Annotated in this window: 26 protein-coding genes; 5 read left to right on the top strand and 21 right to left on the bottom strand. The window is 36.4% G+C overall.

What is annotated here, in order from left to right:
• Positions 1-64: 64 nt before the first annotated feature.
• The 5 genes from ACMAYS_RS11460 to ACMAYS_RS11480 all read right to left on the bottom strand — a co-directional run bounded on the left by ACMAYS_RS11460 (position 65) and on the right by ACMAYS_RS11480 (position 4,493).
• Entirely contained in the window at positions 65-685 is a 621-nt protein-coding gene (locus ACMAYS_RS11460; protein ID WP_393099598.1) for a hypothetical protein, read from the bottom strand.
• Positions 686-783: 98 nt separating this feature from the next.
• On the bottom strand, positions 784-1,332 hold the full coding sequence (locus tag ACMAYS_RS11465) for a hypothetical protein (protein ID WP_412463344.1): 549 nt from the start codon (positions 1,330-1,332) through the stop codon (positions 784-786).
• Positions 1,332-2,843, bottom strand: a complete 1,512-nt coding sequence (locus ACMAYS_RS11470; RefSeq protein WP_412463345.1) for a Gldg family protein — start codon at positions 2,841-2,843, stop codon at positions 1,332-1,334. The genes ACMAYS_RS11465 and ACMAYS_RS11470 overlap by 1 nt, the downstream gene beginning before the upstream one ends.
• The gene (locus tag ACMAYS_RS11475) at positions 2,840-3,592 is read right to left on the bottom strand and encodes an ABC transporter permease (RefSeq protein ID WP_103219222.1); all 753 of its coding nucleotides are present in this window, start codon (positions 3,590-3,592) and stop codon (positions 2,840-2,842) included. The genes ACMAYS_RS11470 and ACMAYS_RS11475 overlap by 4 nt, the downstream gene beginning before the upstream one ends.
• Positions 3,585-4,493, bottom strand: a complete 909-nt coding sequence (locus ACMAYS_RS11480; protein WP_412463346.1) for an ABC transporter ATP-binding protein — start codon at positions 4,491-4,493, stop codon at positions 3,585-3,587. Before ACMAYS_RS11480 ends, ACMAYS_RS11475 begins: the two co-directional genes overlap by 8 nt.
• Before the next feature lie 110 nt (positions 4,494-4,603).
• Between ACMAYS_RS11480 and ACMAYS_RS11485 the strand changes: the two genes are divergently transcribed.
• A complete protein-coding gene (locus tag ACMAYS_RS11485) occupies positions 4,604-5,581 on the top strand; it encodes a DHH family phosphoesterase (RefSeq protein WP_103219220.1) in 978 nt (325 codons plus the stop codon).
• A gap of 7 nt (positions 5,582-5,588) precedes the next feature.
• Here the strand turns inward: ACMAYS_RS11485 and ACMAYS_RS11490 are convergent, their stop codons facing one another.
• On the bottom strand, positions 5,589-6,071 hold the full coding sequence (locus ACMAYS_RS11490) for a hypothetical protein (protein ID WP_103219219.1): 483 nt from the start codon (positions 6,069-6,071) through the stop codon (positions 5,589-5,591).
• A 436-nt stretch (positions 6,072-6,507) separates the two neighbouring features.
• On the opposite strand from ACMAYS_RS11490, the gene ACMAYS_RS11495 reads away from it, so the two are divergent.
• Both ACMAYS_RS11495 and ACMAYS_RS11500 read left to right on the top strand, forming a co-directional pair.
• Entirely contained in the window at positions 6,508-7,161 is a 654-nt protein-coding gene (locus tag ACMAYS_RS11495; RefSeq protein ID WP_103219218.1) for a hypothetical protein, read from the top strand.
• Between the two features lie 172 nt (positions 7,162-7,333).
• Positions 7,334-7,966, top strand: coding sequence for a hypothetical protein (locus tag ACMAYS_RS11500; protein WP_103219217.1), 633 nt, complete (start codon positions 7,334-7,336; stop codon positions 7,964-7,966).
• A 40-nt stretch (positions 7,967-8,006) separates the two neighbouring features.
• Here the strand turns inward: ACMAYS_RS11500 and ACMAYS_RS11505 are convergent, their stop codons facing one another.
• The 5 genes from ACMAYS_RS11505 to ACMAYS_RS11525 are packed head-to-tail and all read right to left on the bottom strand — an operon-like array spanning position 8,007 to position 13,114.
• Positions 8,007-9,470, bottom strand: coding sequence for a hypothetical protein (locus tag ACMAYS_RS11505; protein ID WP_412463347.1), 1,464 nt, complete (start codon positions 9,468-9,470; stop codon positions 8,007-8,009).
• 5 nt (positions 9,471-9,475) lie between these two features.
• Complete coding sequence (locus ACMAYS_RS11510) at positions 9,476-10,741, bottom strand: TRAP transporter large permease (protein ID WP_103219215.1); 1,266 nt, start codon at positions 10,739-10,741, stop codon at positions 9,476-9,478.
• Positions 10,722-11,216 carry a TRAP transporter small permease gene (locus ACMAYS_RS11515; protein ID WP_103219214.1) on the bottom strand — a complete coding sequence of 165 codons (495 nt, stop codon included), beginning with the start codon at positions 11,214-11,216 and terminating at the stop codon, positions 10,722-10,724. The genes ACMAYS_RS11510 and ACMAYS_RS11515 overlap by 20 nt, the downstream gene beginning before the upstream one ends.
• 9 nt (positions 11,217-11,225) lie before the next feature.
• Positions 11,226-12,206 (bottom strand): TRAP transporter substrate-binding protein DctP, encoded by a 981-nt coding sequence (dctP, locus tag ACMAYS_RS11520; protein ID WP_103219213.1) that lies wholly within the window; start codon positions 12,204-12,206, stop codon positions 11,226-11,228.
• Positions 12,207-12,217: 11 nt separating this feature from the next.
• The gene (locus tag ACMAYS_RS11525) at positions 12,218-13,114 is read right to left on the bottom strand and encodes a TRAP transporter TatT component family protein (protein WP_392993069.1); all 897 of its coding nucleotides are present in this window, start codon (positions 13,112-13,114) and stop codon (positions 12,218-12,220) included.
• A 422-nt stretch (positions 13,115-13,536) separates the two neighbouring features.
• On the opposite strand from ACMAYS_RS11525, the gene ACMAYS_RS11530 reads away from it, so the two are divergent.
• Positions 13,537-13,728, top strand: coding sequence for a hypothetical protein (locus tag ACMAYS_RS11530; RefSeq protein ID WP_103219211.1), 192 nt, complete (start codon positions 13,537-13,539; stop codon positions 13,726-13,728).
• Between the two features lie 26 nt (positions 13,729-13,754).
• On the opposite strand, the gene ACMAYS_RS11535 is transcribed toward ACMAYS_RS11530, so the two are convergent.
• The 4 genes from ACMAYS_RS11535 to ACMAYS_RS11550 are packed head-to-tail and all read right to left on the bottom strand — an operon-like array spanning position 13,755 to position 16,564.
• Positions 13,755-14,249, bottom strand: a complete 495-nt coding sequence (locus tag ACMAYS_RS11535; RefSeq protein WP_103219210.1) for a hypothetical protein — start codon at positions 14,247-14,249, stop codon at positions 13,755-13,757.
• A complete protein-coding gene (locus tag ACMAYS_RS11540) occupies positions 14,246-14,614 on the bottom strand; it encodes a DUF167 domain-containing protein (RefSeq protein WP_103219209.1) in 369 nt (122 codons plus the stop codon). Before ACMAYS_RS11540 ends, ACMAYS_RS11535 begins: the two co-directional genes overlap by 4 nt.
• On the bottom strand, positions 14,593-15,147 hold the full coding sequence (locus ACMAYS_RS11545; protein ID WP_412463348.1) for a Maf family protein: 555 nt from the start codon (positions 15,145-15,147) through the stop codon (positions 14,593-14,595). The genes ACMAYS_RS11540 and ACMAYS_RS11545 overlap by 22 nt, the downstream gene beginning before the upstream one ends.
• The gene (locus ACMAYS_RS11550; RefSeq protein ID WP_392993074.1) at positions 15,125-16,564 is read right to left on the bottom strand and encodes a hypothetical protein; all 1,440 of its coding nucleotides are present in this window, start codon (positions 16,562-16,564) and stop codon (positions 15,125-15,127) included. Before ACMAYS_RS11550 ends, ACMAYS_RS11545 begins: the two co-directional genes overlap by 23 nt.
• A gap of 172 nt (positions 16,565-16,736) precedes the next feature.
• Here ACMAYS_RS11550 and ileS point away from each other — a divergent pair, with 172 nt between their 5' ends.
• Positions 16,737-19,868, top strand: coding sequence for an isoleucine--tRNA ligase (gene ileS / locus ACMAYS_RS11555; protein ID WP_103219248.1), 3,132 nt, complete (start codon positions 16,737-16,739; stop codon positions 19,866-19,868).
• 40 nt (positions 19,869-19,908) lie between these two features.
• Here the strand turns inward: ileS and ACMAYS_RS11560 are convergent, their stop codons facing one another.
• The 6 genes from ACMAYS_RS11560 to prfA all read right to left on the bottom strand — a co-directional run bounded on the left by ACMAYS_RS11560 (position 19,909) and on the right by prfA (position 25,586).
• Complete coding sequence (locus ACMAYS_RS11560) at positions 19,909-20,931, bottom strand: hypothetical protein (RefSeq protein WP_412463349.1); 1,023 nt, start codon at positions 20,929-20,931, stop codon at positions 19,909-19,911.
• An 8-nt stretch (positions 20,932-20,939) separates the two neighbouring features.
• Positions 20,940-21,932: a hypothetical protein gene (locus ACMAYS_RS11565; RefSeq protein ID WP_412463350.1), complete on the bottom strand. Its 993-nt coding sequence runs from the start codon at positions 21,930-21,932 to the stop codon at positions 20,940-20,942.
• Between the two features lie 111 nt (positions 21,933-22,043).
• Positions 22,044-22,379, bottom strand: coding sequence for an HIT domain-containing protein (locus ACMAYS_RS11570; protein ID WP_392993083.1), 336 nt, complete (start codon positions 22,377-22,379; stop codon positions 22,044-22,046).
• Between the two features lie 11 nt (positions 22,380-22,390).
• Positions 22,391-23,641 carry a UDP-N-acetylglucosamine 1-carboxyvinyltransferase gene (gene murA, locus ACMAYS_RS11575; protein WP_103219203.1) on the bottom strand — a complete coding sequence of 417 codons (1,251 nt, stop codon included), beginning with the start codon at positions 23,639-23,641 and terminating at the stop codon, positions 22,391-22,393.
• Positions 23,634-24,518: a N5-glutamine methyltransferase family protein gene (locus ACMAYS_RS11580; protein ID WP_412463351.1), complete on the bottom strand. Its 885-nt coding sequence runs from the start codon at positions 24,516-24,518 to the stop codon at positions 23,634-23,636. The genes murA and ACMAYS_RS11580 overlap by 8 nt, the downstream gene beginning before the upstream one ends.
• Positions 24,519-24,521: 3 nt before the next feature.
• Positions 24,522-25,586 carry a peptide chain release factor 1 gene (gene prfA, locus ACMAYS_RS11585; protein ID WP_103219247.1) on the bottom strand — a complete coding sequence of 355 codons (1,065 nt, stop codon included), beginning with the start codon at positions 25,584-25,586 and terminating at the stop codon, positions 24,522-24,524.
• Between the last annotated feature and the right edge of the window lie 27 nt (positions 25,587-25,613).

Consider the following 25,613-nt stretch of genomic DNA (forward strand, 5'->3'; position numbering starts at 1 on the left):
GCCAGTTTTAGGCCACTTACATCTTCTTTCAAAAAAGGAAGGCAATGCGCTCAACGCGTAAAGACTAAATAAAGCTTATCATGAGCGTTAGGTACATCACCATAAAGAGCATGAAGCCCACGATGAGTAATAACGGAGACATAAGGATGAAGAAGCTCTGCACAAATGAGAATTGCAGATTATAACGCAGTCCAAAGTACAAGTAGATCACTTGAGAAATAAATTTTAAAAAATCTCCAAAAATTGGGATGATTAAGAAGAAATTCCCAACTAACGCACCTGCTATCACATCTTCTAACTCAATATCCTTTAGGTCTTTATCGAATAGACTTGCAAACATTGTGATAATTAAACGCCAGAACTTAACAAATACCCAAGCAGAAAGTGGAAAGAAGACGACTTTAAAAAGTGTCGAAAAGAGAAAAAGCTTCTGTTGAAATTCACTTGAAGAAAAGATTGCTGGCAAGAAACCATCTTCGGCCATTTTCCCCGCAAGATTTATTCCAATATGAATTTGTGCAAGAGAGTATAGTCCATAAATGAAAACAAAGGGCCATGAAGCTAGAGCGAAGTCTGCAAACTTTAAATTAACTCCACGCTCACTCTCCTCTTTAACGATCTCAAAAAGCCTCGCTTCTTTAATGCGTTCTATCTCTAACCTGTGGTGAGCTATATTAGAGTTCACAAGTTTCGGATAAAGAAGAAATTTAATGTATTGAATATATATTTCTAGCACGTCTCTATTTTAATCGAGTTCCTCATAAATTGAAACTAGGCAATGACCTACTCTTTAAGTTCAGTATAAAAAAACTCTTTAGGTGTTTGTAAAACTTCACGAAATTTCTCATAAGGAATACTTGAGCGATCGCGATTCTTATCGTTAGCATCTGCTGGAAAAGCTGTTTCGAAGCGAGCAATAAGCCATGTCGACTTTTGTCCATCAATTACGGCCATATAAAAAGACTGATTTAATTCAATCTTCTTTCCCACTAAGAAGCTGACAACTTTTCCGCTAGTAAAATTAAATGTGATAGTCTCTGCCCCATCAAATTTTAAAAGATTCTCGTCTACTTCATCACTTTCAAGGATGCGATCAACTTTCAGCTTCTGTAATTCATCATAGAAAAGGTTAAGATTATCTTCAATTGCTTCTTTTATCTCAATTGTATTTCCAGCAACAGTAATTGATTTAATCTTTCCATAAGTAGAGAAGCTAAGAATATTTCTTTTCTGAGTTATTAAGGCAACTTCCTTCTGCTCATCTTTTTCAACTAAGAAATACGCTGCAAAAATAGAAAGAACTAATATGACAAAGAGATAACGATTCTTCATTAAGCTGCAAACTTCCTTCTCTGGTAAAGAACTAAAGCGATCACAAGATAAACAAGAGGCAGAACAACAATAGAGAAATAAAAAATCACTTTCTTTTCAATATCTGAAACTAAAAGTGGAATTTCTTTAAATACGACTGAGTGTAGAGAAGTCAGTTGTCCTTGACCTGATAACCAGTGATAAAGATTTGATACATATTTAAAATTACTTTGATAACTAAAGAACTTATTTGAAATAAAGGCAGAGTTTCCAATAGCAACAATTGCAGGAACTCCATCTCTTGTAATGGCCGCGGCCATATCAATAGGTCCTTCAATATCCTCACTATCTTTTTTTACATCCCCAGCGATAACAGAAATCATCTTCTTCTCTGCCCAGCCTTCAGGCGTCGAGGTTGCCAGGGCGTGGAAACTTCCCTTCTCTTCTTGTGGTAGAGTTGAAGTTATGGACGAAACAAGCGGAAAGAAAACTCTCTCAGTAAAGTCTGAATTGATATTTAAAGAATCGTAGCGAGAAATAATCGGCGCAGTCCCTTTTGATGACTCAAGTCCATTAACAGGATCCATCACGATGTCATTTGCAATATTAAGTCCGTTATCCGAAAAGAATTTCTTTATATTTGCCAGCTTTTCTCCGTGGAAATTCGGCATAATCGCTGCAAAAACTCGACCACCATCGAAGTAGTAATTTTCTAGTTTTGAGATTTCTTCTTTTGAGAAATCATTTGTTGGCTCAAGAATCGTAAAGACATCACAAGACTTGGGAATTTCATTTGCTTTTAAAAGATCAACTACATTTAAACGATAAGCCGACTGCTTAAGAACATGTAATAGTCCTGTAAAACCATTATCAGAACTATCTTGAAATTTCGCATTATAATTAAAACAAATAGTTGGATCCTTATCTCTTTCAAGTCGAATGAGACCATTAGTAATTCCTAACTCAAGAATACGAGTCACCACAACTTTCTTAAGTTCTTGTCCATCTTGTTTTGCTAATACAATTGAAGGAGAAACTGTCACTCCATATTGAGCAATCATATCTGGCCTTAACTCAGGATCATAAAACTTAGTCACAAGTGAAGGATTTTGATTCTTATAAAGTTCAAGTAGTGAAAGAATAGCATTCTTTGATTCTTTATTAGAAAAGACCACCATTTCAACCTTATCATCAATCTTCTTAACAGTTTTAATTGTTAGTTCAGAAAGAGTATTTAATTGTCTTTTACTTAAGTCCCAGATTGGTCCTCGTTTAAAAACAATTAGGTTTAATACTGCAAGGATACAAAATATTAGAAAGAAGGCAGTAAAGTTTGATAGAAGATTTTTTCCAAATGTACTCTTAACAAAATTTTTAACTTCTTCAAGATGAAAGTAAAAAGTTAGAAGAGTTAAACAAAGAGCAATGATAAATGTCGCGCCAACTAAAAAAATATGCTCAGGAATTATAAGAAATAGAAAACAAGCAATAAGATAAAAAATGGCACAGAGGCTTAGGGTAATTTTCTTCATTTTCTAACTCCCAAGTTTCGAATACCAATAAAGCTAAAGAAGCCAACGAAAGAAAGGATATAAACTAAGTCAAAGCTAGAAACAGCTCCTCTAGCGAAATAGAAGATATGTGAGCTAAAACTAAAGTATCTCATCATGGCCTGAATCATTTCATTATCAATAACATTCGAGCTTGCATAAATAATTAAGAAAGAAAAAAGTGCACCAAATGAAATAACAATGGATGCAATATAAGAGCGACTTAATAATGAAGCGTTAAGCCCAACAATTAAGTAACAAAGCCCTAGTCCATAAATTCCCAGCATATTTGTAAATAAAATGGCAAAGTCGTTAAAGCCTTTTGGCGCTAAGAAAAGTGGAATAATAAAAATAGGTAAAGTAATGAAAACAAGCTTCGTTGCAGCTGCAAAATACTTTGCAAAGAAGATTGAATCGTCAGTTAAATTTGAAAGCTTTAAAAGCCCAAAAGTATTTTCTCTCTTCTCCTTCACAAAGGCTCCCATCGTTAGCATTGGAGCAAAGAAGAGAAGAATAAAATTAAGTGCTGAAAATGTCGGTGCAATAACAAAGTCCACTATTGTCTTATTTGTTAATTGCGGTGCCATTTGTAGATTATTGTAAAAGATTGCAGACATAATAAAATTTGAGATGGCCGCAAAGATATAAATAATTGGAGAAGAAAAGCTTTCGCTAATTTCTTTCTTATAAATCAACTTAATACCTTTAAACAGAGGAAGCTTCTTATTCATGAGTTCCCTCCTTTTTTGCTGTTAGCTTTTTAAAGATATCCTCAAGTCCTACCTTAATATTTTGCTGCGATAAAATAGCTAAATCATTTTGAGCAAAATATTTAGATAGCGTAATTCTTAAATCACTGTCTTGTGTTTGTCCGCTAAACTCATAAAGATCATTCTTTTTAATAAAGCTTATTCCCATCTCTTTTAGGCCTTGAAGCTTATTTTCATCAACTAATTCAAACTCAACTTCAACTCTTTGATCAACTTCAAGCTGCTTTTCAATATCACCTATAGGCCCATGAGCAACAATGATACCTTCATTAAGGATTGCAATATCATCACAAATCGAAGCAAGATCACTTAACTGATGAGAAGAAATGAAGATCGTGTGATCTTTTGAAAGATCCTTAATCACGTCCTTAATTTGAATAATGGCATGTGGGTCAAGCCCAACAAGTGGTTCATCTAGCACAAGAAGCTTTGGATTGTGGCAAATTGCAGCAGCAATCCCTACTTTTTGTTTATAACCTTTAGATAAATTCTCAATTCTTTGATGAGCAACTTCTTTAAGTCCGCACTTCTCAATAACTTCTTCGATTGAATAGATATTTTCTTCAACTTGATAAATTTCTTGGACGAATTTTAGAAATGGCCTAACACACATATGGCGATAGAGCGCTGGCTCTTCAGGAAGGTAGCCAATCGTTAGCTCGCTATCTTTAACGAGACTTCCCCCCGTATACTCCTGCTCTTCAAGGATGATTTTCATTAGAGTCGACTTACCTGCACCATTTGGTCCAAGGAATCCTAAAACTCCTTTGCGACCAATTGTGAGATTCACCCCTTTGAGAACATCTTTACCAGGAAATGTTTTTCTAATGTCCGACAACTCTACAAGGTTATTGTCACTCATTCCATAAGTCCTTAATTAAAAATCCTTCTTTAAAATCCTAGCAAAAAATGAAACAATAAGAAAAGTCTTAAAATTTAATCATTTACCTAACTCTGCCGACTAGGATAAATATGACCAGAAATGTAGAACGCTTCAAGAAGCTTATTGAAAAAGCTAATAATATTGTTATTACAACTCACATCTTTCCAGACGCCGATGGTATCGGAAGTGAGATTGCCCTTTGCATGGCCTTAAGAAAGCTTGGGAAGAATGCAATCTGCATTAATGAAGAAAAATTATTCGATCGCTATCGCTACCTAGATCCAGATGGTGTGATTACAAATTACAATGATTCAAAAGACTACTTTGATAAAATTGATTTATTTATCGTAACAGATACTAACGCTCTTCCTCGCATCGGAAAGAACGTTCAAGAGCTTGTTTTAAAATCAAGCGAGCTTCTATTTATCGATCACCACCCTTGCCCAAAAGAAATTGCAGCTATCCACTGTGTCGATTCTTCAAAGGCAGCAACAGGAGAACTAGTTGGCGAGTTAATTGAGGCGCTTGGTGTAAAATTTGATAAGAAAATGGCCTTGGCCCTTTATACTTCAATTATTATCGACACAAGCTCATTCCGCTATCCTACTGTAACAGGTAATACGCATCGTATTGTTGCAAAACTTATGGATACTGGAATTTCTCCTCCTCAAGCATTTAATCAAATCAACGGTGTTAAACAAGTTGAATACATGAAGCTCATAGGAAAGGTTCTATCCTCTTGTCAAATGAGTCCTAATGGCAAGGTTGCTTGGATTTCTCTAACAGAAGAAGAGATTGAAAGCTTTGGTTGTGAAACTGAAGACACTCACGGCTTTATCAATCACCTACTCATTCTTGAAGGTATTGAGGTTGCTTGTATGTTTAGAGAAGTTGGTGACAAAGTTAAGATCTCATTTCGCTCAGTCAATCAAACAGTTGACGTTGGCGTGATTGCCCAGGCCCTTGGTGGTGGTGGACACAACCACTCAGCAGCTACAATCATTGATGGAAATCTTGCAAAGGTCATTCCTGAGGTGATTGAAAAAATTGAATTAATGATTGAGTAAGTAGACTCTACTGATTAAGAATTTTTGCCAGAACATCTCTTTCTTTATCAGAAAAATTAAATGCCCCTGCTGTTAGTACACCCTTAAGCTTTTCTTGAGTAGCTGGATCTTTTGGATCATTCTTTGCGATATCACCAAAAGGCTCTCCTTCAGGAGTGATCTTTACTTCCGCCTTTGTCGCCTCTTTAATGGCCTGCGCTTTTTTCTCTACAGGTGAAGACGCTTTTTGCACTGCTTGCCCTTGCTTAGTAGCTTTATGTTCAGCAATTGCGGCCTTCATTTTTTCTTCTTTTTCTCTTTTGTGATTTTCTATTTTTGCCTTAATTTCGCCTCTACTTAGCTCAGAAGGCCTTTCACGTCGAACGATACTTTGACCACCAGTAGATTTTGAAGCAACAGGTAAGTCTGCAGCGGCATTACTACGCCCTACTTTCTTAGTGGCCGTTGTTGAATTAGTTCGTAAATTTGTTCTGTCACTTAATAATCTCACCCCTATATTTTAACCTTTTCTCACTTGAGATGTTAGGTGGAAAATTTCGGGGGATGGGCCTTTTCGATTAAGGTTTCGACTAGTTACAAAGGCAGTGTCCATTTTCTACGGCAGTTTTGAAAGTAAAATTCTAAACGACCATCCGAGGCGATCACCCTCAAAAAAAGTCATGTAGAGAACAAGTAAGTAGCTGAAATAACAAGACCATTTCTGAAAAAATTTACATTTTTTTCAAAAAAAGTAAATTCAGATCAACATCACCTTGTTTAAATTCTTGATTTCTTCATAATGCATTTATCGAAATTGAAGAGAGAACGATTTGTGGTCTTTGTCGTACGTCAGTGGAGTTCAATTAGTTGTAAAAGAGCACAAGCCTTCAAAGAGACTTCTATTAAAAGGAAAATGAATAATCAATAGAAAGTCATTTGAGGTAATTATGAAAAATTCTGTAGTATTTAAGCAATCAAAACTTTTAATCACTTCTGCACTTATGGCCCTGTCACTATTAACGACGTCATGTGGTTCGGGGGACAGTTCTAGAAACATGGACATTCCAGGTGTAGATGGACCAAAAGTAGTCCTTCTAGGTGATGATATCTTAGTTGATATTATTTTAGAAAACGTTGTTGTTGAGGGTGGAGCTCGTTTCAATATCCCTAACTACACAAATTCTTATGTTGAAATTTCACCAGACCTTCAATCAAACGGTACACTACTTGCTTTCTCTGTATCGTTAGATGATATTTTTGGCGGAAAAGTTGATCGTCTTGATCCACTTACTCTACCAGGTGGACGTGCAATTCCAGGTGTTTCTGGTGGTGCCCTTCCAGCAGTTGCTTTCTCAGTACCAAGTATTAAGAATATTGCTTTTTACGTAGGTCCACAAATCTTTGGTATTTGGGTTCCAGTAAACAACCTTAATATGGCAGGTGCAATGCTTACAACTCGTTTCTATACTGATAGCAAGAGAGTTGGTAACCTTTCACTTGTTGGTGAAGATGCAAATGGTGAAAACGGTGGTTTCTTCTTAGCGCTTACAGTTTCAAGCTCACAAGAAAGATCACTTGAAAGACTTGCTGATAGATACTAATCAGAAGTTTTAAAAATTCTGTAATAACTGACCAAAACATTCTATACAGGAAAAATGCCCCTAGGAATCTAGGGGCTTTTTTTTTCTTCAAAAAAAATTAAGAACCCCTTCATATCTGTCGATAGATGAACATACGAGAGAATTTTTTCCTATAAACTAGTGAGGTATGGATATGGAAATCACATTAAGAAAAAGACTACTGACAGTCGTGGCTCTACTAAGCTTCTCTTTCTTCTCTGTTTCTTGTGGAGAAGGAAATGTTGAAATCCCAGGTGTTGATGGACCGAATGTTAATCTACTTGAAGATAACGTTGTCGTTTCAATGGTACTTGAAGATGTTTCAATTATGGCAGGTGCTACTTACAAAGTACCAAAGTACAAGAAGTCATTTATCGGACTTAACCCTAACCTAGAAGGTGCTGGTTCAGTTCTAACGTTTACTGTTTCACTTGATGATATTTTCTCATCAGATGTAAATAGACTAGACCCTAAGACTCTTCCTGGTGGACGTATGATCCCAGGTGTAGCAGCAGGTGCTCTACCAGCAGTAGCATTTACTGTTGAAAAAGTTAAAAACATGGCATTCTATGTTGGTCCAAAAGTTTTTGGTATTTGGGTACCACTACAAAACTTTAACCTTTACGGATTTGCATGGACAAAATCATTCAAAGCTGGTGACAAGAGAGTTGGTAACATCTCACTATTTGGTCAAGATGAGAATGGTGAAAACGCAGGTTTCTTCCTAGCTCTATCAGTTAAATCTGCATACGAGAAGAGACTTAAGAAGCTATCACGTAAGTATTAAGCATCTACAAAATAGAAGGCCCGCTTATAGCGGGCCTTTCTTATTCAGCTTGAGTAACCCAAATCTTCCATCTAAACTTCGTCTCTTCATTATTATCAAGAACAATCTTAATTGGACGAGTTCTCCCCTCTAGATCGTTAATAACAAAGAATTCATTTCCTAGAATACTTGTCATATTATAAAGACCTTGATGAAGGTTATAATCGATTAGATACTTAATAAACGTTAAACTCATTGGGGCCTGAAGGCTTCCAAGGTTATCAACTCTCTTCATTTTAGAAAGTTGTTTTCTTGTTTGATAGCTTCTTAATGAACCGTTGAATCTTTCAAGAGTTTTCTTTGAGAATTTATAATCGTCTTTAAAAGAAGGCATTGCTACTTCAGTTTGTTTCTTAGACTTCTCATAATTTAAGACTGCCGTTTCAAACGCAGAAAAAACAATCTCTTTAACTGGCTCAGGCTTCTTTGGTTCAGGCTTAGGTTTTCTAATGATTTTAATTGTTTTTATATCAACAGTTTTGATAACCTTAGGCTCTTTAACTTCAACCTTTGCTACAATTTTAGGTTCTTCTTTAACGACCTTTTCTTCAACTAAAGTAATCCCCTTCTCATCAAACTCTCGCAAAGAACCAAACCAGAAAACTTTTAAGTCATCCTCACCCTTTAATGCGGTACGAATAATCTCAGCACTCTTCTTATCGATAGAAACTTGATCCTTTGTCATCTCTTCATAACGAGAAAAACAAGACTCACCTTTTCCACTAGCATTGATAATTTTATAGGCACTCGTCGTTAAAATTTCTTTCTTAATCTCTTCAACATTTAGCGCAGATAAATAGCTATCTTCCTCACTACACAAGCTTTGAATTTCACTCTTAACGAATTGGCAGCTGTTAATAATAGAAGTCTTGCTATCACCACCAAAGTGACTGCTAAGAATCTTAACTAAAGTTGGATGGTAATTTGCTAAATCAAAACGTCGATCCGTTTGGAGCTTAATAGGATACTTCCCCCAGTCAACGATATCGGGAAAGTAGTCAGATACTCTTTTAGTAAAGAGTTTCATATCTTTAGACTTCGGCTTACATGATTTAAAAATTGCATCATAGCTAAGAGCGCAACTCTTTTCATCACCTAACTGATAAAGAGCAATACTTGATTGACGGTAAAACTCATAAAGACTTGCAATACTTGTTAGTCGCACTAGGTAGCGCATATACTCAATATTTTCAGTCATCTCATGCTTTGAACAAGCAAAGTTAGGATAGATATAGCGATCAAATTCTTGAGTTAAATCAAAGATAGCAGGCTCAAGCATTACACTAAAGTATGTGCGCCCTGTAACCTCATCAAGGAACTCTTGTTTATCGTTTTGATAATCAATAACTAATCGAGGGTCCAGTGGTCCTTCATAGACTTCAAAGTCCCACTCACCTTTATTCACGTCTAAGGCCGAGGCAGTAAAACCCAAGGCAAAAATTTGTAAGTATTTAAAAATATTCATCCTCTTTATTTTACCCAGATAAGACTCAGGGCAGGAACATAGGTAATAATGGCCAAACAAATTAGTAAAATAAGAAGAAAAGGTAAGGCCGAGCGATACAGTTCAGTAATCGGTCTCTTAAATCGAATAGAACTAATAAAGAGGTTTATTCCCACTGGAGGAGTTATATAGCCGATCTCTAAATTTGTTAAAAAGACGATGGCCAAGTGAATTGGATGAATATCAAACTCTTGAGCTAATGGAAGGATGAGAGGTACGACGACAATTATCGCACTAAATATATCCATTAAACTTCCAACAATTAAAAGGAAGATGTTCAAGAAAGCAAGAAAAGCGTACTTGTTCGTAAGAATGTGGTTAAAAGCACCAAAGAGTTGATTAGGCACCTCTTCATCTACTAAGAAATTAGTTAAGCCAAGAGCACAACAGAGAATAATTAAAATAGCACCTACCATTGTCATTGAATCCACAACGATTTTAGGTACATCCTTTGTAAAGCTTAGATCACGATAGACAAAGCACTCGATCATTAAAATATAAAACGCAGTAAAGGCAGCTGCTTCTGTAACCGTTACAATCCCACCGTAAATTCCGACAAGTACAGCAGGGGCCAAAAATAATTCAAACGCTGCGCCCTTTAAAGAAAGAAGCGCCTCTTTCAAATCAAACTTCCCTCTTTCACTATGGTTCTTCGGAGCCTTTAAGATTGAATAAATTGCTAAACCAATGATGAGAAGCATTCCTGGAACAATACCGGCCTTAAAAAGCTGATCAATATCCACTCCTGCTACAATTCCATAGAGAATAATTGGTAAGCTTGGTGGAAAGAGAAGACCTAAAGAACCTGAAGTCGTAATAAATCCCATCGTGAATTTATCATCGTGGCCGCGATTCATAAGAATTGGATAAATTAATCCACCTAAAGCAACAATCGTTACCCCACTAGCACCAGTAAAGGCAGTAAAGAAAGCACAAAGAACAAGTCCAACAATAGCAACTCCTCCAGGCATCCATGAAAGTAGCGCATTCGTGAAACGAAATAGTCTTTTTGGTGCATTCGATTCAGCAAGTAAGTAACCAGCAAAAGTAAAAAGAGGTATCGTTAGAATTGTCGGAGCCGATGCGAGACGGTAAATTTCAACAGAGACGGCCGACGGCTCAATTCCATTATGAAAGAAAGCTGCAAGGGCAAGACTTCCAAGAACTACAAAGAGTGGCACTCCAATTAGTGCCAAAATAAATGCGGCAATACTAATTGTTATGAGGCTCATAATCTTCCTTAAAATTTAAAAATGCCAAGATCGTGCGAATGAAGATCAGGGCAAAGCCAATTGGGATGATTGCAACTAAAACAGAAGAGTGCAATCCCAGTGAAGTTAAGTTTCCAAATTGTTTCTCGACATTATAGAACTGAACACCTGAAGCAAAAAGCCAAGTCGTTCCAACAATAATACACACTTGAGTTATCTTATTTAGAATGAATAAAGAACGGTGTTTACCTTCACTCTCTAAAAATTTTGGTAAAATCTCAATTGCAATATGCCTCGACTTTCCACTGGCAAGTGTTGCACCTAAGAAGGCCAGAGCAAATACGAGATGTCGAACAAGTGGATCAACCCAAGAAAATGAAATATCAAACCAACGAAAGATAATGGCCAAAACACTTAAGCCTAGCATAACAGCAACATTGGCCACAACTAGCCAGCCAACAACGAGATCTGTAACTTCTTCTATCTTGCGTATCATGAGTTCTTTCTACTTCTTTTGAGCTTTTAAACTTTTTTCAAGTCTATTATATGCTTCTTCAGAAAATAATTTTCCTTTTAACTTTTTAATTGTTGCCTCACGTACTTCATATCCACGTTTAATATCGGCATCACTAAATTTAACAAATTCAACACCAGATGCCTTCATCAGATCAAGAGCATCTTGATTGTCTTTTTCATTTGTCGCCTTAACAAGATCAATATACTTCTTAGAAATTGCTAATACCTTCTTTTGGTTTGCAGGAGAGATCTTATTAAAGACTTTATCATTTACTAAGAAGGCTCCAACAGACATTGTAAGAGGGAAATCAATAAGATATTTAACTTTAGTATTCCACTGCATTGATAGAATCGCTAAAGGTGGTGCATAAGCTGCTTCAATGATTCCAGTTGAAAGAGAAGACAAAACATCAGGAAGAGGTAGCTGAACCGAAACAAGCTTCATCTCTCCAAGAATAGTTTCAACAAGAGGATCCCCTTCCCAAGACCAGATTTTTACACCTTTTAGACTATCAATAGAAGAAATCTTTGTTTTTGAAACAAAGTAAACCATCCCAATATCAAAGAAGCCAAGATTAACGAAATTACTTTCATTAATTTTCTTATTTAAAAATGGCGTTAAATCATCAAGTGTCTTTAGGGCCTTCTTGCGATCATGAAAAAAGTTAAAAGGAATTTCCACAACACGAACATCACCATTGATATCACCAAGTGTCTTAGCAGTAAAAACTCCACCGTGAAGTTGTCCAACGCGAATCTTTCTTAAGACATCCGGCTCATCTCCTTGAGATCCACCGAAGTAGAACTTCACTTTTACTTCACCATTTGTTTCTTTCTTAATGGCCTTTGCCATTTTCTTAAGATTCTTTGCCCAGTTCGTTCCCTCAGGAGTTAGAACACCAACTTTTAAAGTTAGGGCCATTACATTCGTCGTTAATAGTAGAATTAATAATGCTTTAAATTTTGACATGATTTTTCCAATTAGAAGATCTCTTCTTCTAAGCCTTCAATTATTTTTAATCTCTTACGTGCAATTAAATTAAAAAGGTTATTGTAATCAACCTTTGGTGTTTCAATTTTTCCACCACTCCAATAAGTTGGCTCCATCTGCTCACGGTGAAATTTATTCATTTCTAATTTCTGATTACGATAGATATTTTCTTCAAACATTGGAACTGCATAAAACTGAATAAATGAAAGTCTAACTAACATATTATTTGGCCATTTTTGAATAGCTTCTTCAAATAAGCGCTTACCAGTTACAGGGTCCCCACCAAGTCCACGAGGTCTTGAAGCAGCGTAAGAAGCATTGAAAATATCACAAGCACCTTGCGCTAAATTTCCATTTTTTTCACATGACCAGTCGTACATAACCTTTGCAAGAGGAAGATAAGCGACGGCCCTCATATTATCTCTTTGTAGATTAATGATTGAAGCAAGCGTTTGTCCTGTATAAAAAACACCTTCGATATTTGTAGCGTTATCACTTAAGTTTTCATCAAGTAATTTTTTAAAATCTTCTGGTGAAGAAATGTAGCGAGTGAAATCAAAATCTTTAAATCCTCGTACTTCAAAAAATAGCGCAGAATAATTTAGAGCACGAGTGTAATTTGAAAGAGCATTAACTCGGTATTTTGAATTTGATAGTTCTTTAAGTTGATCTTTAAGATAGTAAGTTTCATCGATGGCAAATGCCTTACCGCTATATGCTTTTATGAGAGTAACAATGAATTCAGGATTTTCGCGATCAGCGGCGTAGAGGTTTTCAACTAATTTAATATTGCTATCAATTGTCGATTCAAATAAGTCCCAGTTATCTTCAGTAAAAACGGCCTCAGATGTCTCAAAGATCATATCCCCCATCTGGTTAGTGGCCACTTTCTTTATACTTGAGCAAGAAACTAGATTTATGAACAATATCAGCAATGCCAACATTTTTTTGCAATTCACAGGCGATCCTTATAATTAATATAGTAGTAATTTGCCTTATCTATTCAGTAATTACAAGTGGTTAATGCATTTTCATTGACGCCCAAATCCCTTAGTGATAGCCGTGTTGCACCATTTCTAACCTCGTGATATGATTAGGGAAATATTTCGAAAGGCTCAATTTTTTGCTAATTTGTGCCGAGTATATATTTAAGTTACTAAACTTTGTCACGGAGTGACCATTGAGAGTAGTTTTTCTACGAGTAGATGAACTACTTACCTAATCGGATTTAAGTTCTGGAGTCTCTTGAATCTTATTACGATTAAGGTAAGTGATTTTTAACCTTTAATCGTTTAATAAGGAGATGGAGATGTCATCACAAGAAACATCTAACGAAAAATTATCGTCTAACACGAACAACAGCGTAATTGGTCAAATTAAGCTAAAGACTATTCGTAAGTCAGCTTCACTAAAGCCAAGAAAATCACTATTAAAAGTGAGAAGCTTAAGACCAACTCGTGCAGTTCTTGGTAGAACAGCAACACAAGAAGACGCGGAATAAGAATAGGCCCACAGCTTTTTTCTTATTTATCTTTTCTTGCGATTTCCCTTAGGAGAAATCAGCTGCTTGTCGTACGTAGCTTTTAAGCTACGTAGTGTTTCCTCGCGTATCTCTTCCAGTTTTTTCAGTCTCTCTTCATGTAAATGATTGAGGTAATTCTTTTTGGCTATGAATAAGTTATTGATATAAGTAACTTGAAAGCCTCTAAGCTCTCTGTAGCAAAGATCTTTTTCTATTTTAGTTAATTTATGCTGACTGGCCTCGATATCCTTATGATCTAAAACAAATGTCGAGTAATCCCCAGAGCAAACACCCTTTTTAAGATCAATATAATGATCAATTTCTTTTCTTATGATTTGAGTCTTTGTTACGTAATCTTTTGGAGGGATATTCTTCACCTCTTCAATTTTCGCATACATTACTTTACTCATCTCTTTTTCAGATTGAGTCTCACCTTTGTCTGCTTGAGCATAGACAGTCAAAGTCGGTATGAATAAAAGAGTCATTAAAACTGATTTCAATTTAGGGCCTTTTTTATCTTAGCTAAGTAATATTCAGTATCTTTATTATGCGCAAAGACGAAGCTTATGGCCATTTTTTTAAACTTAGACTGAAGTCCTTGAGTAAGTTGAACTTGATTTTTTGCTACGCCGAATTTCTTTGCAACTAACTTTTCAATACCAGCATTGGCCTTTCCATCTTCAGGTGGGGCCTGAGTGCTAACGATAAGTTGCCCAGTTTCCGCAACACTCACCTTTTCAACTTTTGCACCAGGCTTTGCCCAAACTTCAAGTTCAACTATTAATTCACTTTCACTATTCGAAAGAGTAATGAAGTTCAGGCATTGTGTTTTTAAATAGTCTTTTATTGAAATAATTCTCTCCAATTGTTGCTCTCAAATCCAAGCTCATCAAGAAAAGTTTTCATTTCAGCAATAAAGTCAGCGAGAGGAAAACCTACAACATTTGAATACGAGCCACTCATATGTTCAACAAAGAGTAGACCTTGTCCTTGAATTCCGTATGACCCCGCCTTATCAAGGGCCTCATCACTTTCTAAATAAAGTTCTAAAATTTCCGGTGAAATATCTGTGAACTTTACTTTTGAACATCTTGAAAAAGTATATTCCTTGTCTCTATAGGCCATATATACAGCTGTAAAAACATCGTGCTCTTTACCAGATAACTCTAGTAGCATCTGCCTTGCATGGTCGCGATCATTAGGTTTTCCTAAAACTTTATCACCTATAGCAACGAGAGTATCAGAAGCGACAACAAAGACATTTCCATCTTTTGGAAATTCTTGCGTAAAGATATCTCTTCCCTTTAGCTCGGCCAATTCTTCGACAATATCTTTTGGATGTTCTTTAGTTGTTATTTCTTCAACAGCTGAAGGCTTAATTTGAATCGGAACTTTCATCCAAGATAGTAGTTCCTTTCGACGTGGACTCCCTGAGGCCAGGATAAATTTCAGTGTAGATACCATTTAACTTCTTCCATAGTTCTTGTTTTTCTGAATTAAGCTTTGGAAAATAACTTCTCGAATTCTCCATCGCACCGATTTTATAGTAACTTTCTTGTGCCTTCGTGTAAAAATCTTTTCGTAGGACATCTTTATCACGACGGTTTGCTCGATTTAAAACAGACTTTCGATAACGATCAGCGATCGCAAGATTTGTCGTTTCAACCTCTCTAACATGAGTCCATAGAAATTTTAGACGCTTTTCTAATTCTTCTTTTTTCCAAAGTCTCAAACCATAATTTTTGGCTAGCTGAACCTCATCACCTTCAGCAAATAATGGCTTTCCGTAGCGTTCTAAAAAGATTTCACGAGTATAGTAGATTCCGTAAATTCGCTTCGTAAATAATTCATTTTGACTTAAAACTTCAGAGTCTTTCGTGACAAAAACATTTCGATTAATGAAAGAAAATTTATACCAACTTCCATATTCTAACTCTTCAAAACTATCATTTTCATAACCACGTAAGTTTACTTTTGGAGATGAGGCCAAGTCATTTTTGTATCCTAACTGTTCATCATCTCTGAATTTAAGGTAGCTATCATCACCAATTGAAACATAAGTTTCAAATGATGGAGAATAGGCTTCAAATGAATACAATGGAGATTGTATAAAGAATCGACTCTTTCTTATGACATTTTTATTGTTCTTTTCTATCGCCTCATTAATAAAGCGAGTACGAGATTTATAACGTAGTCCATCTTCAAAAAGATACTCATTCATAGAAACATCTTTATCAAAGACGACGGGATTGGTTTTATTAATAGGAAGAGGAAAGAAAACAGAATCAGTATCTCTTTGGTCCAACTCTTTAAGTTTTTCTTTTGAGCGTGAAATCAAAAGAACATTTCCTACATTCATACGAATATTGAAAAATACTTCGTCTTTTAAAATATTCATTTCTTTTAGTGAGATTGAACTTTCAGGTGCTATACGAATCAATGTACCATCAAAGAGCATAAGCCAAAGGTAGCTATCGATACCAGTTTCAATATCATCATTTTCTTTTATCAGAGATCGAAAACCAATTTTATTATTTCCAAGCTTTCGAAAGAGAGTACACTCCCCCACACATTTGATCACACGGCCAATCTCTTCATCGATACCTGAGATTTTTTCAAGATCACGCCAAAGTGGATAGCTTTCTTTGAAGCGTAATTCCTCTTTCCACTCATCAAAGTCTAGCCACTTCTGGGCCTTAAGCTCATCCCATTTGATTAGAGACTTACGGTCGTCCTTAAACTTTGTTTCTAACTCTGATGAGCTAGCAAAAGTTGAAAGTGTAATGGTTAAAATAAATAAAATACGTAGCATCATGAACTTTATCGACAATTTCGGCCACCGGCCCTAACTGTGCCGCGAATTTGCAAGTTTTTCGGTAAGAATTGCCACTTTCAGGCCCATCTAAACTGTCAAAATCATGGGTTTCATGTTAAATTTTGGGCCAAATATTAATTTACACAAAACTATAACAGACAAGGTTGATACGATGAGTCAGGATAACGGACAATTTTCTTTTGTTAACACAGAACATGAAGTCTTAAAATTTTGGGAAGAGAATGAAATTTTCCAAAAATCACTAGAACAAACAAAAGAGAAAGAGCCATATATTTTCTACGATGGCCCTCCATTTGCCACAGGTCTTCCTCACCACGGTCACCTACTTGCTGGAACGCTAAAAGATATCGTTCCAAGATATTGGACAATGAAAGGTCGCTACGTTCAAAGAAGATTTGGATGGGATACTCACGGTCTACCGATCGAGCAAGAAATTAATAAAAAATTAGAAATGACTGCACACGAAGCACTAGAGAAACTTGGTGTTGCTGGTTACAACCAAGAGTGTCGCTCAATTGTTGATCGCTACACAACTGAATGGCGTAAAACTGTAACACGCCTTGGACGTTGGGTAGACTTTGACAATGACTATAAGACAATGGATCCAACTTTCATGGAATCATGCTGGTGGGTATTCAAATCTCTTTGGGATAAGAATATGGTCTACAAGGGAACAAAAGTTGTTCCTTACTCAACTGGTCTAGGAACAGGTCTATCAAACTTTGAAGCAGGTCTTGATTACCGTGACGTTCAAGATCCGGCCGTAACTGTACTTTTCAAATTAGATGATCCAGCTAAAGCAGGTGCAGATTATGTTGCCGCATGGACGACAACTCCATGGACGCTTCCATCGAACCTTGCTCTTTGTGTTGGGCCAGATGTTGATTACGTTCGTGTAAAAGATAACGACCGTGGTGTAACAATCATCTTCGCTGAAGCAAGAGTTGAAGCTTTTGCAAAGAAGCGCAACCTTGAAGTTGTTGGGGAATCATTCAAAGGAAGCGAACTTCTAGGTCTTACTTATGAGCCACTTTTTGACTTCTTCGCTGATCTCAAAGCTGAAGGTGCTTTCAAAATCTTAAATGACGACTACGTAACAACTGACAGTGGTACTGGTATTGTTCACCAAGCACCGGCATTCGGGGAAGACGATAATAGAATTTGTAAAGAAGCTGGCATGATGGCAGAAGTTTGCCCTATCGATGATGCTGGTCAATTTACAAAAGAAGTTTCAACTTATGCAGGTCTTTATGTAAAAGATGCTGATAAAGAAATCATCAAAGAACTAAAAGATAATACAAAATTATACGATCACGGAAACCTAGTGCACAGCTATCCATTCTGCTACCGCTCAGGAACTCCACTAATCTATCGTACAATCCCACAGTGGTATGTAAAAGTAGAAGAGATCGTTGATAAGCTTGTTGCAAATAACGAGCAAATCCACTGGGTACCTGGTCACATCAAAGCAGGTCGTTTTGGTAAGTGGCTAGAGAACGCTCGCGACTGGGCAGTTTCTCGTACACGTGTTTGGGGAACTCCTCTTCCAGTTTGGATCAACGATGAAACAGGAAATATGAAATGCCTTGGCTCAATTGCAGAGCTTAAAGAGCTTTCAGGTGTTGAGCTAACTGACCTTCACCGTGAGTACACAGATGAAGTGACATTTACAATCGAAGGTGAAGCTGGAACTTATAAGCGTATTCCTGATGTATTCGACTGTTGGTTCGAATCAGGATCAATGCCTTACGCTCAACTTCACTACCCATTTGAAAACCAAGAAATGTTTGAAAATGGTTTCCCTGCAGAGTTTATTGCTGAAGGTCTAGACCAGACACGTGGTTGGTTCTACACACTAACAATCCTTTCAACTGCCCTATTTGATAAGCCAGCTTTCAAGAACGTAATTGTTAATGGTTTAGTTCTTGCTGAAGATGGAAAGAAAATGAGTAAGTCTCTAAGAAACTTCACTGCTCCAGATGAGCTTATGGAAGAATTCGGATCAGACGCTCTAAGACTATACCTAATCAACTCAGGACTTGTGAAAGGTGAAGAACAACGCTTTACAGATGCAGGTGTTAAGGACATGGTTCGTCGTGCCCTTCTACCATGGCTAAACTCTTTCAAATTCTTCCAAACATATGCATCAATTGATGGATGGAATTTAAGTGAGCATGCTGAAAGTGGCGACAATATTACTGACAATTGGGTAATCTCAAAACTACAAACTCTTAAAGAAAATATCGAAGCTGAAATGGCACAGTACCAACTTTACAACGTTGTTCCTGCCCTATTCCACTTCATTGAAGATTTAACAAATTGGTATATTCGCCTTAACCGATCACGTTTCTGGGGCGAAGGACTAACATCAGATAAGAAACAAGCATACACTGCACTTTTCACAACACTAAAAGAAGTTACGATTGCAATGGCACCATTTGCACCATTCTTATCTGAGCATATCTTTAGTGAACTTAAGAAATTTGATTCAAGTGAAAAGAATCTTTCAGTTCACCTTTGTGACTACCCTGTTGCTAATAAAGAACTTAAAAATTCAATCCTTGAAGATGCAGTTGATAGAATGCAACAGATTATTCTTCTTGGACGTCAAAAGCGTAATCAAGTACAAATCAAGGTTAAGACTCCACTTGCTCGTCTAAGTGTAATCCACAAAGACCAAGCTTTACTTGATGAAATCAAGAAGCTTGAAGGATATATCCAGTCAGAACTTAACGTTAAAACTGTTGAGTATACTACTGATGAAGACCACTACATCAAACTATACGCTAAACCAAATTCTCCTGTTCTAGGAAAACGTCTAGGAAAAGATTTTGGTAAGTTTATGGGGATCATCTCAAAGCTTGGAGCAGCTGAGCTGAATGAGCTTGAAGAAAAAGGAAGCCTAGAACTTGCTGGAGAAACATTTGAGCCTTCAGATATCTTAATCTTCCGTGAAGCAAAAGAAGGTACTCAGGCCCTATCAAATCGTTATATCTCAATTGATATCGACACGAACCTTTCAGAAGAGCTAATCCTTGAAGGTCTTGCTCGTGAGGTTGTAAACAGAATCCAAAGAACAAGAAAAGATTCTGGTTTCAATGTTGAAGATAGAATTGAAGTAACTTTTGCAGCTACTGATCTTCTTGCAAAAGCAATCACGACTCATACTGATTACATCACAAAAGAAACTCTTGCTAACTCTCTAACTGTTAGCACAGGGGAACTTGAGCATGAGTTTAAGGTTGATGATGAAAATCTAAAAATGACAATTGTTAAAGCTTAATCAGCATATAAAAAGAAAGCCTCCATTACGGAGGCTTTTTTTATTCTTTAATTAACATATATCCAATCGGTTGTGGATTTAGATCAAAACATTCATTTCGTTTATAATCTTCTTTTGCATCTAAAATAGTACCTTGAACTTCAATACTTCCCGAAGCAGCTTTCATCACAATCTCATCTGCTACGACAAACCATTTCCCAGTTCTAACTTCTCGATCTGTATATTTCAAGATTCCAGTTGTTAAACACTGTTTCTCCTTTTTAATAAAAAGTGTCCCTGACTCTTCATCTATTTCATATACTTCAGAAAATTCTTTCACTTCTTTAGAGAAATGATTAAATAACTTCACCTCATATTTTGATAAAACTGAAATACTTACAAATTCTTGCCCTTTCTTAGGCTTAGAGATCACTCCATTTTTCATTACGCGTGTGACTAACCTTGTTTCTTCAGCTTCATAAAACTCAGCTTTTTGAACAAGAGCACCAGTATAGATTTTTTCCATCCTCAAGTTTTCACATCCGTCAGGTTGAACTAAATTTTGAAACTCTTCAAAATTCACTTTTCCTGTTACACACTTTAAAGATTTTCCTAAATCATATTTAATATTTTCCCCATTAGTAAGAATTAGGGACTTTGTCTGCAGATAGACTTCATGTGAAAGAAAATTTCCTTCTTCAAGTTCAAAAAACGAAAGTTTTCCTTCGTTTTGATTATAAACAGCTTCATTTGATAAAACCTTCCCATATTTTGAAATCAATATGAAACGGCCTTCAATAACATCTTCACCTAGATTTATTTTAAGATTTACGAAGTTCTCTACTCCATCTTCATAAATGTTTTGATTGTTAGAATAATCAAAATTAAATAGAAATAATTTTTGGTTTGTAATACCGATCTTGTTACACTCACTATCGCTAAATAGAGAACTCTCTAACATATTACATTCAAGTAGAAATGATTTGCTTGAGATCATTGCTTGATTAGCACTTTCTTTACTTTTGTCACTACCTGAGCCACAAGAAACTAATACAAATAACATAACTAAACTTAATACTTTCATAACTCTCCCTATTCCTTAACTACTACAAATCCAGTTAAAACAGGCTCAACAGGATAACACTTTTTTTGACGACTTATTTTATAGCTAGATTTATCTTTTATGATATTAAGACCTTCAAAATGACTAATGTTCAAACGATGTAAGCTCTTGTCGATATTAACTTTAAAAACTTCCATCACTCCTACAGTTACACAGTAACTTGAATCATTTAAAAAGTAGTGAAGGCCATATTGGTCAATACTTTCAAGATAAAATAAACTTGGATCGACTTCACCTTCTTCAAAATCACTTACTGATACATATTTAAAATTTACGAGATCTCGATTTGGTAATTTTATTGGACTATTTGCTGTAGTAAGTGCTGAAAGCCTTCCATTGGTCGAAACAGTCTCCACTTTTGGAATAATAACCTTGGCCTTTACAAGAGGAATGAATTTTAAATTTTCACACTGACCTTTAAGATCTGCAAGATTCACATCATTAATATTAAAAATACCTGTATTACAATTTAGATCTTCCTCTGGTGATACGACTTTCGGACGATCTCCCGTAAAATAATTATTAATCTTTAAGTAAATTTCATGGGCCGCAAAATCTCCACGATTTAACTCTTGAAACTTAAGAGTACGACTTCCGTCAAATAAAGTATCTTCACTTAGTCTTTTTCCATATTTAGATACAAGGTAGAATCTTGCATGAATCATTTCTTTAATTGAAATTTCAAGTTCTACTTCGCCAAGCTCTGGATACTTCTTCATATCGATAGCTTGCTCGTCCATATCAATAGAGAAAAGAAATTGTTTATCTTCATTGATAAAAGACATAGGGCACGTAATTTCTATGTCTGTAATATTCGTTTTTATTGATTCACATTGAATTTGTGTTGCAGTAAGTGACTGGCCTTTAAAGCTTGGATTAAGATTTTGGCCATAAAATGCTCTTTCGTTAGGTTTCCCACATGAAAGAAGTAGGATCATGGGAATCAGAAAAAATGAACGCATAAAAAATCTCCTTAAAATTAATTTTTGCCGTTATAGCGAAAATCAATCCAAAGGAGATATTTTTTCTATTTTGAAATAGTTGTTTTTTAATTTGGAATACTAAAAAGCGACTTAAGACCCAAAACCCTTAAGCTGTTCCCCGCCAAGTACGTGAAAATGCGTATGGAATACACTTTGACAGCCATGTTGGTTGATATTTGAAACTACGCGGAAGCCATTCTTTTCAAGCTCATTTGATTGAGAGAACTCTTTGATGGCATCAAAAACTTGGGCCATATCATCGCGGTTCATCTCATTAATATTCTTAGAGTGATTGCGGTGAATAAATAAGTAGTGCTCTTTTGCTAGCGGTTGAATATCTTGAAATGCATAAACATTTTCATTTTCAAATACCTTCGTTGAAGGAATCTCACCATTTAGAATTTTGCAAAATAAACAATCACTCATTACGCTTCTCCCTATTCGTTTACGAGTTCGACACTTGCACCAAGCTTCTTAAGCTTTTCAGGTAGATCTTCATAACCACGTTGTAAGTGGTAGACACGATCAATTTTTGTTTCACCATATGCACAAAGAGCAGCAAGAACAAGGGCCGCAGACGCTCTTAGGTCTGTACACATAACAGGTGCAGCTGTTAGAGGTTTACCACCTTCAATAAAGACAGAGCTACCAAGTTGTTCAATACTTGCACCAAGACGAGTTAGTTCTGGTACGTGCATGAAACGATTTTCAAAAATATTTTCTGTTACAAGAGAGTTCCCTTCTACAACTGTTAGAAGTGCTACCATTTGTGCCTGCACATCAGTTGGGAATCCAGGAAATGGCTCTGTAATTACTTTAGAACCTTTTAGTGATGATGGGTATGTCTTAACGAAGTCATCACCGATCTCAAGCTTGGCTCCCATGCCTTGAAGGTTTTCAAGAACATTAAAAAGATGCTTAGGATTAAAGTTCTTTACCGTAACCTCTGACTTTGTCATAAGGCCACCAATAATATAAGTAGCAGCTTCAATACGATCACCAATTGCTTGGTACGTTCCACCACTTAATTCTTTAATTCCATCAACAACAATGCGAGATGTACCGATACCTGAAACTTTTGCACCTAATGTATTTAGGAAGTTTGCAAGATCGTCAATTTCTGGCTCCATCGCTGCGTTTTCAATAATAGTCTGACCATCAGCAAAGACACCGGCCATCATTAAATTCTCAGTGGCACCGACTGATGGAAACTTAAGTTTCACATGTGCGCCTTTTAAATGATCAGTTTCAGCAAAAACAAAACCATTCTTCATTTCGATTTTTACATTCATCTTCTCTAGATTATCTAGGTGGATATCAATTGGACGTGTCCCAATTGCGCACCCTCCAGGAAGAGAAACCTTTGCTTTTCCAAGACGTGATAAAAGCGGCCCTAGTACAAAGATTGATGCACGCATTGTTTTAACAAGCTCATAAGTTGCTTCGTGAGAACTTAGAGTTGATGCATCGAAAGTCACATTCTTACCATCACGATTACACTCAACTCCCATCATTTCAAGAAGCTTAAGCATTGTATTGATGTCACGAAGCTTTGGAAGATTCGTTAGTGTTACTTTCTTATCTGTTAAAAGGATTGCTGCTAAAATTGGCAGGTACGCGTTCTTTGCAGGAGAAATTTCAACTTCACCAGAAAGACGAGCTGGTCCTTTAACTATAATCTTATCCATTTTTAATTCCTTTTAGAAAACGGTAGCGGTCTGTGTAGTCCTTAATCAACTCGAGATTAGTAAATTTATATTCACTCAAAATATCTTTTAAGTGTTCTAAATGCAATTCACTACCTTCCATTATGAACAGTCCACCTGCTTTCAGCTTTTCCTCCACCTGTTGGAAGAAATTTTTAAACCAATTATCGTAATCTTCATCTTTTAAGTAAAGGGCCAGATGTGGCTCAAAACGATGAACCTGTCCATGCACTTCACTTAAGTCAGCACTCTCCTTTATATATGGAGGGTTACTAATGATGATATCAAAATTTTCATTGAGGTTAGTTAATAAATCAGACTCTTCAAAGACTATTTTCACAGTCTTTGGATAACGGTAACGGTGAAAGAATTTATTGGCACGAGCAACTTCAAGGGCCTTTGGACTAATGTCACTGGCCACAATACGCGCTTCTATTTCACCAATCTCACCTGCTAAACTTAAGGCAATAGCGCCACTTCCCGTGCCGATATCAGCAATTGAAATATCATTTAGCTTATTTTTTTTAATATATTCAGAAGTCCACTCCACCATGATTTCAGTTTCACTACGTGGAATAAGAACATTCTCATTTATGTAAAATGAAGAACGATAAAAGAATGCACGATTACTAATATATTCGAGGGGAATCCCCTGCCTGACTTTTTTTAAGAATTGCTCGATGACACCTTTATTTTCAGAAATATAAATGTCATCGAATTGAGATTCAAGGATGCGACAGAAATCTTTTAGCTCACCCTTTAAGCGAGAAATTGTAATTCCAGGGTAATTTGCCTCTAAGAATTTTTTATTCTCATTAAAGAACGAGCTAATGTAGTCACCGAGAGTTGTAAAACTCATTTACTACTCTTCTTGGCCCTTTAAGAGTTCAGCTTGGTTATGAGCAATAAGAGCATCAAGAACTGGAGCTAAATCACCTTCTACGATTTTATCGAGAGAGTAAAGAGTCAGGCCAATACGGTGGTCAGTTAAACGACCTTGTGGATAGTTATAAGTTCTAATACGCTCAGAACGATCACCAGTACCAATTAGACCTTTTCTCTCAGCTGCTTCAGAAGCATTTTTTTCTTGAAGCATTTTATCAAAGATACGAGCCGCAAGAATCTTCTTCGCCTTCTCTTTATTTTTTAACTGTGACTTTTGATCCTGGTTATAAACTGCAATTCCTGTTGGAATGTGAGTCATACGAACCGCAGAGTCTGTCGTGTTAACGTGCTGTCCACCTGAACCAGATGCGCGCATAACTTCAACACGAACATCATTCATATCAAGTTCCCACTCAAGATCTTCAGTCTCTGGCATAACTGCAACAGTGATTGTTGATGTGTGAACACGTCCCTGAGACTCAGTCTTTGGAACACGTTGAACTCTATGTACTCCAGACTCATATTTCATTTTTGAGTAAACTTTCTCACCAGAGATTGAGAAGATAACTTCTTTAATCCCCTCATCGTTTTCAGAAAGAGAATCAATTTCAACTTTCCATCCAACTGAGCGAGCGTAGTTTTGATACATTCTTAGAACATCACCAGAGAAGATCGAAGCCTCATCCCCACCAGCACCGGCACGAATTTCAACCATAACGTTCTTATCATCTAATGGGTCTTTTGGCAGAAGAAGAATCTTTAACTCATCTTCAAGTTCAGGAATTAATGGCTCGTTCTCATCAAGAACTTCTTTTGCCATCTCCTTCATATCAGGATCATTTTCCTTAAGCATCTCTTTTGCTTCCGCAATATCTTCTTTGATCTGCTTATATTTCTTGTAAGCAATAACAACTTCTTCAAGATTTGAGCGCTCAGCTGAAATCTTTTTGAACTCCTCTTGCCTATCATATAATGTTGGGTCTGCCATTTTTTCAGTTAGTACTTCAAAGCGCTGTACAACTGAATCAAGCTTATCAAACATGCTCATTTGAAAATCCTTTTAGCTGCT

The organism is Halobacteriovorax sp. RT-2-6 (assembly GCF_047085025.1).
GTDB lineage: Bacteria > Bdellovibrionota > Bacteriovoracia > Bacteriovoracales > Bacteriovoracaceae > Halobacteriovorax_A.